Here is an 11,949-nt window from a genome sequence, read left to right on the forward strand (position 1 = left end):
AAGATGTTTGCCGCTTGATGGCTGATTACATGTTATTTGTGATCTACAAAAGGCCTTTTTCTTGCCTTTCAAGAACCTTTTCAAAGGCCTCAAAATACATAATAAACTGGGAACCCTAAAACAATGAAAATAAAAACCTTGCTCGCGGTGTTATTAACAACACTTACTACTTTGGTCAGCGCAGAAGGTATTGATGACACCATCAACCAAACTGTTGGACCAGTACTTGGCGTATTTACAAACCTCATCTTTTCAACCATTCCATTTTTTGGAAAACAAGTGCCATGGGTGGTTATCTGGTTGGTTGTTGCCGCGTCATTTTTTACCATTTATTTCAAATTCATTAACTTAAGGTCCTTCCGATTGGGTTTTGCCCTGTTACGTGGCAAATACAATAACAAGGATGCACCCGGTGAAGTGACCCATTTTCAAGCACTATCAACTGCATTGTCCGGCACGGTGGGGCTAGGAAACATTGCTGGTGTGGCAACAGCGGTCAGTATTGGTGGCGCTGGCGCGACATTTTGGATGATTGTCTGTGGTTTCTTGGGCATGTCATCTAAATTCGTTGAATGTACCTTGGGCGTTAAATACAGAGATATTTTGCCAAATGGGCACGTTCATGGCGGCCCAATGCGTTATTTAACCAAAGGTTTCGCTGAAAAAGGCATGGCAGGTTTTGGCAAAATCTTAGCCATTGTATTCGCCATCATGTGTATAGGCGGTTCGTTTGGTGGTGGTAACATGTTCCAAGTTAACCAAGCATTAGAGCAAGTGGTCAGCATCACAGGTGAAGATTCTTTCTTAGCCAATAATGGTTGGGTATTTGGGGTTGTGGTTGCTGGATTGGTGGGCATCACCATCATTGGTGGTATCAAGTCAATTGCTAGAGTTACCTCACGCCTGGTTCCATTTATGGGCATTTTATACGTGATTTCTGGTTTGATTGTTATTTTAATGAACGCCAGCCATGTTCCTGAGGCCATTGGTGCCATCTTTGAAGGCGCTTTCACATCTCAGTCGGCCTTTGGTGGTTTGATTGGTGTATTGATTGTTGGTTTCCAACGTGCCGCATTCTCAAATGAAGCAGGTATCGGTTCAGCTTCGATTGCCCACTCTGCTGTTAAAACTGACCACCCTGTAACAGAGGGATTGGTGGCTTTATATGAACCATTCATTGATACTGTTGTGGTTTGTACAATTACTGCATTGGTCATCGGTATTGCAGGATTCATCCCTGAAACGCCAACTCAAGGTGGCGGTATTGCGTTGACTTCAGCAGCCTTTGCATCAGCCATTTCATGGTTCCCATACGTTTTGACTGTGGCTGCTGTGCTGTTTGCTTTCTCGACCATGATTGCTTGGTCGTATTATGGCTTACGTGCTTTTAACTTTTTATTCGGCCACGGTAAGGCACAAGACATGACCTACAACATTTTATTCTTGGCTTTTGTGGTCTTGGGCTCATCAATGAGCTTACAGGCAGTGATTGACTTCTCTGATGCCATGATTTTTGCGATGTCTATTCCTAACTTGATTGGCTTGTACTTCTTAGCGCCAGTGGTTAAGAAAGAGTTGACCAAATACATGGCAAAAATTAAATCAGGTGAAATCAAACCTTCATCTTGATTTGATTTTTGATCTAGCAAAAAGCCCAGCATCAGTGCTGGGCTTTTTTTACGTTTTATTTTCCCCCAAAAGCTGTGTTACGCTGTAAGGCTTTTGAGTTTTTATACAGGTACATTATGAAGAATCAAGGGTTGTTATTGTTACTCTTAAGCACCTTATCCAGCCAATCAAAAGCCACCAGTTTTGATGAATCCATCAATGACTTCTTGTCCCCGGTCGCCAATGCCGTTGATGGTTTTTTCATGACACAAATTCCACTTCCTTTTATCGGACACGCCCCATTCATTGTCATATGGTTGGTTTTCGCCGCCACATTTTTTACGCTGTACTTCAAATTCATTAATTTCCGATCTTTTGGTATCGGGATGAAACTCATTCGTGGCAAATATGATACAAATACTGCTGATGGTGAAGTGACTCACTTTCAGGCTTTGTCTACGGCCTTATCTGGTACAGTAGGCTTGGGTAATATAGCAGGTGTAGCAACCGCAGTCAGTGTGGGCGGCCCCGGAGCCACTTTTTGGATGATTATTGCTGGACTGATAGGCATGTCTTCAAAGTTTGTTGAGTGTACATTGGGCGTGAAATACCGAGATGTTCTTCCAGATGGTACAATCGCAGGCGGTCCAATGAAGTATTTATCAAAAGGCTTTGCTGAAAAAAACATGAAAGGCTTGGGACAATTTCTGGCGGTGTTTTTTGCAGTGATGTGTATTGGCGCTTCTCTGGGTGGTGGCAACATGTTTCAAGCCAACCAATCATTTGCACAGCTGCAAAATATCACCGGTGGCAGTGACAGCTTCTTAGTGGGTAAAGGCTGGTTATTTGGCCTGATCTTAGCCACATTCACCGGCATAACAATCATGGGTGGCATCAAAGGCATAGCCAAAGTTACATCTAAACTAGTCCCCCTGATGGGCATCATTTATGTCATTACAGGCTTGATCGTGATATTCATGAACTTTGAACATCTCGGCAATGCCTTTAATCAAATTTTTTCAGGAGCTTTTAATCCTGAAGCCGGACTTGGCGGTGTTGTTGGGGTCTTGATCGTCGGTTTTCAACGAGCCGCATTTTCAAATGAAGCAGGTGTCGGGTCAGCTGCCATCGCACACTCAGCCGTTAAAACAGACAAACCCATCACAGAAGGATTGGTTGCCTTATATGAGCCATTTATTGACACCGTGCTTGTTTGTACCATAACGGCATTAGTGATAATAACAACAGGCTCTCTTGAGTCGTCTGAAGGTGTTCAGGGCATACCGTTAACATCCGATGCTTTCGCTACCGCCGTATCTTGGTTCCCCTATGTACTGACTGTTGCTGCCATTTTATTTGCATTTTCTACCATGGTTTCTTGGGCTTATTATGGTGTTCGTGCTTGGACTTATATTTTTGGCCACAATAAAACCCAAGAAAACATTTACAAAGTGATATTTTTGGTTTTTGTGGTGTTAGGCTCTATGATTAACCTTTCAGCAGTTATTGCATTTTCTTTTTCAATGGTTTTTGCCATGTCATTTCCAAACATCATAGGCTTATATTTCCTTGCACCGGCGGTTAAAAAAGACCTCAATGTGTTTTTAACTGACGTTAGAACTGGTGTTATCAGCTTTACCAAATAGTAAAATTCATTAAAAGCATAAGGCGCTGCGACTGATTCAGCGCCTTTTTTGCCTTTATCAGATTCGACTTTGGTTGTGGAAAATCAACAAATCAGTGACAATTGAACTTGATAGAGGCCACAGTTGGCCACATACGTTGATAACAAGAACGAAGAAAAATTATGACAATAAAAATAGCCATCAACGGTTACGGTCGCATCGGGCGCTGTATTTTACGCGCTTTGTATGAAGCCAAAAACCAACACAACATAGCAATCGTTGCCATCAACGATCTAGGACCGGTAGATGCACTGGTGCATTTAACGCAATATGACACCACCCATGGACGCTTAAATGCAAACATTGCTTTAGATAATGACCACTTGGTAATTAATGGAGATCGCATCAAACTGTGTGCCGAACCAGATCCAACCCAATTGCCTTGGGGTGAATTGGATGTAGATGTGGTACTGGAATGCACCGGTGTATTCCGTGAACGATCAAAGGCACAACAACACATCACGGCTGGTGCCAAAAAATGCATTATTTCAGCGCCATCTTCAGGTGACATTGATGCCACCATTGTGATGGGTGTCAATGACCACCTATTAAAGCCGGAACATACTGTTATTTCAAATGCGTCATGCACCACCAATTGCTTGTCACCATTGGCCAAAGCATTACACGAAAAAATTGGTATTGAGTCAGGTTTGATGACTTCAATTCATGCTTATACCAACGACCAATTGTTGATTGATAACTACCACAAAGACCTTCGACGAGCACGATCGGCCACCATGAGTCAGATTCCAACCAAAACAGGTGCCGCCGCTGCCATTGGCTTGGTTTTACCCGAATTGGCCGGAAAATTAGATGGATATGCCATGCGCGTACCAACACTCAACGTTTCTGCGGTTGATTTAACCTTTGTTGCCAGTCGAAAAACTTCCATCGAAGAAGTCAATGAAGTGGTACAATGCGCTGCTGCGCAATCCAAAGTTTTACGCTACAGTGACCAGCCTTTGGTGTCGGTGGATTTCAATCACTCACCAGCCTCGTCAACCTTTGATGCCACCATCACCCGTGTGATGCCCGGCAATTTAGTCAAAGTATTGTCGTGGTATGACAATGAATGGGGCTTTGCCAACCGCATGTTAGACGTCACACAAGCCTTAATGGACGCTTAATTCTTGGATTAATTAGACACAACAAATACATTGAATTGATACAGAAATGACATCTAAAATTCTGAAAATGACAGACCAAGACTTAAACGGTAAAAAAGTTTTGATCAGACAAGACTTGAATGTGCCGATAAAAAATGGCGAAGTGACCAGTGCCAAGCGCATTGAGGCGTCATTGCCTACCATTCGCAAAGCATTGGCACAAAATGCAGCTGTTATGGTGATGTCTCACCTGGGCCGCCCGACTGAAGGTCAAGCAGAAGCGCAATTCTCATTACAGCCTGTGGCTGATTACATGAGTGAGGCCTTGGGCCAAAAAGTCATGCTTAAAACGGATTGGTTATCAGGTGTATCTGTCCAAGCCGGTGAAGTGGTGTTGTTAGAAAACGTGCGTTTTAATGTGGGTGAAAAAGCCAACGATGACGCTTTAGCCCAACAAATGGCATCATTGTGCGATGTTTTTGTGATGGATGCTTTTGGCACCGCTCACAGGGCACAAGCCTCAACCCATGGTGTGGCTAAATTTGCCGCAACAGCATGTGCAGGCCCCTTATTGGCAGGTGAACTGGAAGCATTAGCTAAAGGCTTAGACAACCCTGCCAGGCCGATGTTAGCGATTGTTGGCGGATCAAAGGTATCAACCAAGTTAACAGTTTTAGACAGTTTGTCTGAAAAAGTGGACCAATTGATTGTGGGTGGTGGTATAGCCAACACCTTTATCGCCGCAGCAGGACACAATGTCGGCACCTCATTATTTGAGGCTGACTTGATTGAAGAAGCACAAAGCTTGATGGCAAAAGCCAAAGCCGCGGGGGGTGAAATTCCAGTGCCAACAGATGTGGTGGTGGCCAAATCATTCAGCGAAGATGCCGAAGCAGTGATTAAAGCTGTAGATCAAGTGGCTGATGATGAAATGATTTTAGACATCGGTCCAGAAACTGCCAATCAATACGCTGAGATGGCAAAAGCCGCTGGTACGGTCGTTTGGAATGGCCCGGTGGGTGTGTTCGAATTCGATCAATTTGGTAACGGCACAGAAACATTAGCCAAAGGCATAGCCGCAGGTAATGGATTTTCCATTGCAGGTGGTGGTGACACATTGGCAGCTGTAGATAAGTACGGATTAGAAAAACACATATCGTATATTTCCACTGGTGGTGGTGCTTTCTTAGAGTTTTTAGAAGGCAAAGAATTACCGGCAGTGGCCATTTTAGAACAGAATGGTTAGAACAAAAAAATTAGAACAGAACAATTAATTTAGGAAAAATGATGACTGATAAAATGAGTGAAATGATTGAAACGGCTGCGGCCATGGTTTCAAAAGGGCGTGGCGTATTGGCCATCGATGAAAGCACAGGCACATGTCAAAAACGTTTTGACTCTATTGGCGTTGAATGTACTTTCGAAACACGTCGCGATTACCGCCACATGCTGTTGAGCACCGAAGGTTTGGGTGAGCACATTTCAGGTGCCATTTTATTCGACGAAACTTTACGCCAATCATCAGAAGCCGGCGTACCTTTCGTAAAAATCATGCAAGACAACGACATCATTCCAGGCATTAAAGTGGACACAGGTGCCCACCCATTGGCTGGTTTTGAAGGTGAAAAAATCACAGAAGGCTTGGACGGTTTACGTGACCGTTTGGCTGAATATTATGAATTGGGTGCACGTTTCGCCAAATGGCGTGCGGTCATCACCATTGATGAAATCAATCCTTCACAAGCCTGTATTGACGCCAACTGTCATGCTTTGGCGCGTTATGCTGCCTTATGTCAAGAAGCGGGCATTGTACCTATGGTTGAGCCAGAAGTGTTGATGGACGGTGACCATGACATCGCCACAGCATATGAAGTGACTGAATTAACTTTGAAAACTTTGTTTGATCAATTGTTTGAACAAAATGTTGTGTTAGAAGCCTGTATTTTGAAATCAAGCATGGTGGTTTCTGGTGCTGATTGTGAAGAACAAGCTGACATCGAAGAAGTGGCCGAAGCGACATTGAACTGCTTTTTCAATACCGTTCCTGCTTCATTGGCTGGTATCGTGTTCTTGTCAGGTGGCCAATCTGAAATTGAAGCCACTGAGCATTTGGATGCCATGAACCGTGTTGAAAACTTGCCTTGGCCTTTGAGCTTTTCTTATGGCCGTGCGCTACAAGCTTCAGCCTTGAAAGTTTGGGGTGCCAACCCACAAGATAACGTCAAAGCAGCACAAGCTGAATTGTCACACCGTGCACGCATGAACGGCTTGGCAGCACAAGGCGAATACGACGGTAAATTAGAAAACGAATAAACACAATGCCTGCAAAAGCAGGACAGAAGACTAAAGATCCTAACCAGATCTGTTAATGCCCTTGGGTTGTTTGGTGTTCATCAATTGATGCGCATCAATTGACCCAAGGGTTTAACCGTTAGAATAGCGCAGAAAATAGCGCAAAGAAAAACGGAATTAGAATACTGAAATTTGCACCAAAAAACAAAACCCAAAACATCTAATAAACGGGGACAATTATGGGCTTAAAAGAAGACATCAGACAGGCTGCACTGGACTACCACAAGGAACCAGTACCTGGAAAAATAAAGATCACTGCCACCAAGGCATTGACGACACAGAAAGATTTGGCATTGGCCTATTCGCCAGGAGTGGCTGCACCTTCTGAAGAAATTGCCAAAGATCCAAGTAAAGCCGCCGATTACACGGCACGCGCCAACATGGTCGCTGTGGTCACCAACGGTACCGCTGTTTTAGGCTTGGGCGATATTGGTGCATTGGCAGCCAAACCCGTGATGGAAGGCAAGGGTGTATTGTTCAAAAAATTCGCTGGTATCGATGTGTTCGACATCGAGATTGATGAAAAAGACCCTGACAAACTGATAGATATCATTGCCTCTTTAGAACCGACATTTGGTGGCATCAACTTAGAAGACATCAAATCTCCCGAATGTTTCTACATCGAAGAAAAGCTCAAAGAGCGCATGGACATCCCAGTCTTTCATGATGACCAACACGGCACCGCGATCATCACTGGCGCTGCAGTCATCAATGCATTGAAAGTGATTGATAAAAACATAGAAGATGTCCGCTTGGTTACATCAGGTGCCGGCGCAGCAGGTATGGCCTGCTTAGATTTGTTGGTCACTTTGGGCATGAAAAAGTCGAACATCACGGTATCTGATTCTAAAGGCGTTTTACACCAAGAACGAGAAGACATCAAAAACGATGCCAACCGCATGTCATATGCCGAAGGGGTTGAACCACAATCATTAAGCGAAGCTTTGGTTAATGCCGATATTTTCTTGGGCGTGTCAGTCGCTGGTGTCTTGAAACCAGACATGATCAAACCGATGGCCAAAGACCCCATCATTTTGGCCCTGGCCAACCCCATTCCGGAAATCATGCCCGATTTGGCGATGGAAGTCAGACCCGATGCCATCATAGCGACAGGCCGTTCAGATTTCCCTAACCAGGTCAACAATGTGTTGTGCTTCCCGTACATTTTCCGTGGTGCATTGGATGTCGGTTCCACCATCATCAATGACGAGATGAAAGCCGCCTGTGTGTATGCTTTAGCAGAATTGGCGCAACTGGAAAGCAGTGACGTCAGCAGCAAAGCCTATGGAGGTAAAGAAATAAAATTTGGTCGTGAATATTTGATTCCACAACCATTCGATCCGCGTATTTTGTTGCATGTGGCTCCTGCTGTGGCACAAGCCGCCATGGATTCAGGTGTGGCCACACGTCAAATCGAAAACATGGATGATTACCGTCACAAACTGACCGAATTCGTTTACCAAAGTGGCTTGTTGATGCGACCCATCTTTGATGCTGCCAGAAAAGACCCCAAACGTGTGGTTTTGGCTGAGGGTGAAGACGAACGCGTATTACGTGCTGTACAAACAGTGATAGGTGACGGTTTAGCACAACCGATATTGATTGGCCGACCTGATGTGGTCAATGCTCGTTTGAAAAAGATTGGCCTGAACCTGGTCATTGGTGAAGATTTTGAATTGGTTAATCCACAAGATGATCCGCGCTTCAAAGACTATTGGATGCAGTATCACAGTATCATGGAACGCCAAGGGGTCAGTCCTGAAATTGCCAAAGCGGTGGTCAGAACACGTTCAACTGTGATTGCGGCCTTGATGGTCAAACGCGGTGAAGCCGATGCCATGTTGGCTGGATTAACCGGCCGTTACCCTAAAGTATTGCAACACATCATCGATGTGATTGGTTTAAAAAATGGAACACCTTCCTCATTGAGTGCGGTTGCCACTGACATGGGTAATTACTTCATCACAGACACCAATGTGACTGCCAATCCAACGGCTGAACAAATCGCCACAACAACGATTCAAGCGGCCGAACTGGTTAAAACATTTGGCAAAACGCCGCGCGTGGCTTTGATGTCCTATTCCAACTTCGGCTCACGTGATGGCGAAAGTCCGAAAAAAATGCGCAAAGCGTTTGAACTGATTACAGCACAAGCACCCGATTTGGCCATTGAAGGCGAAATGGACGCAGAATATGCCTTGTTGCCAGGTATCCGTGCGCAAACCTTCCCCAACTCACAATTTAACCAACGAGCCAACCTGATGGTGATGCCCAACTTGGACACTGCCACAACAGCGCTCAACATGATAAGATATTTTTCCCAAGGTGTAACTGTTGGGCCCATATTGATGGGCACCAAACAACCGGCTCACGTATTGAACCCTTCGTCTTCAGTCAGGCGAATCATCAACATGGTGGCGATTGCCACAGTTGATGCTCAACATGCAGCAGAAGACATCAAAAACACAAAAAAACAGGCCAAATAAGTAAGGACCCAAAGTACAGGATAAGAACAATGACGAACATCAAAACACAACAAGACTTAGATCCAATCGAAACTCAAGAATGGTTGGATGCACTGAATGCTGTGATCAATGAAGAAGGGCCAGAACGTGCACACTTTTTGATTGAACAATTAATTGACTTAAATCGACGCTCAGGAGGTCACCTGCCTTACCAAGCAACCACAGCTTATTTGAACACCATTCCACCCGGGGAAGAAAAGCCACACCCTGGCAATGCCGATTTAGAATGGCGCATCCGAGCCATCATCCGTTGGAATGCCATGGCGATGGTGGTTCGTGCCAACCGAAGACCGGGCGCTTTGGGTGGACACATTGCTTCTTTTGCTTCAGCTGCAACCATTTATGATGTAGGTTTTAACCACTTTTTCCGTGGTGCTGAACATAAATCTGGTGGTGATTTATTGTATGTCCAAGGCCATTGTGCCCCGGGTTTTTATGCCCGTGCCTTTTTGGAAGGTCGCTTAGATGAAAACCAATTAGATAACTTCCGACGTGAAGTTGATGGTGAAGGCTTGTCTTCTTATCCACACCCTTGGTTAATGCCAGACTTTTGGCAATTTGCTACCGTATCTATGGGCTTGGGTCCAATACAAGCGATTTACCAAGCACGTTTCATGAAGTACCTACAGAACCGTGGCTTGATCGAAAAAACAGACAAGAAAGTTTATTGCTTCTTGGGCGACGGTGAAACAGATGAGCCAGAATCATTGGGTGCGATTTCATTGGCTGGTCGTGAAAAACTAGACAACTTGGTCTTTGTAGTTAACTGCAACTTACAACGCTTGGACGGCCCGGTACGCGGCAACGGCAAAATCATCCAAGAACTGGAAGGTGTATTCCGTGGTGCTGGCTGGAACGCCATCAAAGTGGTTTGGGGTTCATACTGGGATTCTTTGTTGGCGAAAGACAAAGACGGCTTGTTGCGCAAGCGTATGGAGGAAGCGGTTGATGGCGACTACCAAAACTACAAATCCAAAGACGGCGCTTATGTACGCGAACACTTCTTTGGTAAATACCCAGAACTGAAAGCCATGGTATCTAACATGAGTGATGACGACATCTGGCGACTGAACCGCGGTGGACATGATCCACACAAAATGTATGCGGCATTTGCAGAAGCCAATGAAACCGAAGGCCAACCAACCGTCATCTTAGCAAAAACCGTCAAAGGTTATGGTATGGACTCAGGCCAAGCGGCGAATACCACGCACCAACAAAAGAAAATGGACACCGAATCTATCCGCCATTTCCGCGATAAATTCCGCGTGCCCATCACAGATGCACAACTAGAAGAAGTGCCTTATTACAAGCCAGCAGATGATTCTGAAGAGGCCAAATATTTACAACAAAGACGTGAAGAACTGGGCGGTTACTTGCCCAAGCGCACCTTTGATGTTCAAGCATTAAAAACACCTGAATTGTCTGCATTCAGCAGCATCATTAAAGGCACTGGCGACAGAGAAATCTCTACCACCATGGCGTTTGTTCGATGTTTGTCGTTGTTACTGCGTGACAAAAACATCAAAGAACGCATTGTGCCCATATTATGTGATGAAGGCCGTACCTTTGGTATGGAAGGCATGTTCAGGCAATTGGGCATCTATTCTCACCAAGGCCAACAATACGAACCTGAAGATTCAGATCAACTGATGTTCTACAAAGAGTCAAAAGATGGTCAAGTATTACAAGAAGGCATCACCGAAGCCGGTGCCATGTCATCTTGGATCGCTGCGGCGACTTCGTACGCCAATTACAACGTCCCGATGATTCCTTTCTACATCTATTACTCGATGTTCGGCCACCAACGCATTGGCGATTTGTGTTGGGCAGCCGGTGACATGCGTGCCAAAGGCTTTTTGCTTGGCGGTACCGCAGGTCGCACCACATTGAACGGCGAAGGCTTACAGCACCAAGACGGACATTCACACTTGATTTCAAGTACCATAGCCAACTGTGTTTCCTATGATCCCGCCTACGCGCATGAAGTGGCTGTGATCATCCAAAACGGTTTACAACGCATGTACGCTGACAACGAAGACGTTTACTTCTACCTGACGCTGATGAATGAAAACTACAGTCACCCTGAAATGGTTGAAGGACAAGAAGAAGGCATCCTGAAAGGCATGTACCAACTTAAGACTGTTGGTAAAGCCGGCAAAGGTAAAAAAGAAGTGAAAGCACAATTACTCGGATCAGGTACCATCCTGCGTGAAGCTGAAAAAGCCGCTGAACTGTTGGCCAAAGACTTCAAAGTGTCTTCAGACATTTGGAGTGTCACAAGTTTCACAGAATTGAAACGTGATGGACAAAGTGTACAACGCCAAAACAGATTGCATGCCGACCAGAAGCCACAACAATCATATGTTGAAACCTGCTTAAAAGATACCAAAGGGCCAATCATTGCAGCAACTGATTACACCCATGATTTCGCTGAACAAATCAGACCTTGGGTACACGGCGACTACACCACATTAGGCACTGACGGGTTTGGTCGCAGTGACACACGTGAGCAATTGCGCAGCTTTTTTGAAGTCGATGCCAACCACATCGCCTACACGACAGTCGTTGAGTTGGTAAAAGCCGGCGACTTACCGAAAACAGCCATCGCCAAAGCCAAGAAAACCTATCAGATCGACGATGCAGCCGCCGATCCAGTGAAAAGATAAAAAGGGA

At 45.1% G+C, this 11,949-nt stretch carries 7 protein-coding genes; all 7 read left to right on the top strand.

Going from position 1 to position 11,949, the window contains the following annotated elements:
• Positions 1-123 precede the first annotated feature (123 nt).
• The 7 genes from FET73_RS12520 to aceE all read left to right on the top strand — a co-directional run bounded on the left by FET73_RS12520 (position 124) and on the right by aceE (position 11,942).
• Positions 124-1,629, top strand: coding sequence for an alanine/glycine:cation symporter family protein (locus tag FET73_RS12520; RefSeq protein ID WP_154224305.1), 1,506 nt, complete (start codon positions 124-126; stop codon positions 1,627-1,629).
• Between the two features lie 116 nt (positions 1,630-1,745).
• Positions 1,746-3,254: an alanine/glycine:cation symporter family protein gene (locus tag FET73_RS12525; protein ID WP_154224306.1), complete on the top strand. Its 1,509-nt coding sequence runs from the start codon at positions 1,746-1,748 to the stop codon at positions 3,252-3,254.
• Positions 3,255-3,415: 161 nt separating this feature from the next.
• Positions 3,416-4,420 (top strand): type I glyceraldehyde-3-phosphate dehydrogenase, encoded by a 1,005-nt coding sequence (gene gap, locus FET73_RS12530; protein ID WP_154224307.1) that lies wholly within the window; start codon positions 3,416-3,418, stop codon positions 4,418-4,420.
• 46 nt (positions 4,421-4,466) lie between these two features.
• Complete coding sequence (locus FET73_RS12535; protein ID WP_154224308.1) at positions 4,467-5,645, top strand: phosphoglycerate kinase; 1,179 nt, start codon at positions 4,467-4,469, stop codon at positions 5,643-5,645.
• A 41-nt stretch (positions 5,646-5,686) separates the two neighbouring features.
• Positions 5,687-6,712: a class I fructose-bisphosphate aldolase gene (locus tag FET73_RS12540; RefSeq protein ID WP_246172742.1), complete on the top strand. Its 1,026-nt coding sequence runs from the start codon at positions 5,687-5,689 to the stop codon at positions 6,710-6,712.
• Between the two features lie 218 nt (positions 6,713-6,930).
• On the top strand, positions 6,931-9,237 hold the full coding sequence (locus FET73_RS15510) for an NADP-dependent malic enzyme (RefSeq protein WP_154224310.1): 2,307 nt from the start codon (positions 6,931-6,933) through the stop codon (positions 9,235-9,237).
• Between the two features lie 29 nt (positions 9,238-9,266).
• On the top strand, positions 9,267-11,942 hold the full coding sequence (gene aceE / locus FET73_RS12550) for a pyruvate dehydrogenase (acetyl-transferring), homodimeric type (RefSeq protein WP_154224311.1): 2,676 nt from the start codon (positions 9,267-9,269) through the stop codon (positions 11,940-11,942).
• Positions 11,943-11,949: the final 7 nt, after the last annotated feature.

It is taken from the genome of Marinicella rhabdoformis, assembly GCF_009671245.1.
Classification (GTDB): Bacteria; Pseudomonadota; Gammaproteobacteria; order Xanthomonadales; family Marinicellaceae; genus Marinicella; species Marinicella rhabdoformis.

Coding starts and splice junctions, on each gene's coding strand:
- FET73_RS12520 (WP_154224305.1), top strand. CDS start 124: ATGAAAATAAAAACCTTGCTCGCGGTGTTATTAACAACACTTACTACT.
- FET73_RS12525 (WP_154224306.1), top strand. CDS start 1,746: ATGAAGAATCAAGGGTTGTTATTGTTACTCTTAAGCACCTTATCCAGC.
- gap (WP_154224307.1), top strand. CDS start 3,416: ATGACAATAAAAATAGCCATCAACGGTTACGGTCGCATCGGGCGCTGT.
- FET73_RS12535 (WP_154224308.1), top strand. CDS start 4,467: ATGACATCTAAAATTCTGAAAATGACAGACCAAGACTTAAACGGTAAA.
- FET73_RS12540 (WP_246172742.1), top strand. CDS start 5,687: ATGACTGATAAAATGAGTGAAATGATTGAAACGGCTGCGGCCATGGTT.
- FET73_RS15510 (WP_154224310.1), top strand. CDS start 6,931: ATGGGCTTAAAAGAAGACATCAGACAGGCTGCACTGGACTACCACAAG.
- aceE (WP_154224311.1), top strand. CDS start 9,267: ATGACGAACATCAAAACACAACAAGACTTAGATCCAATCGAAACTCAA.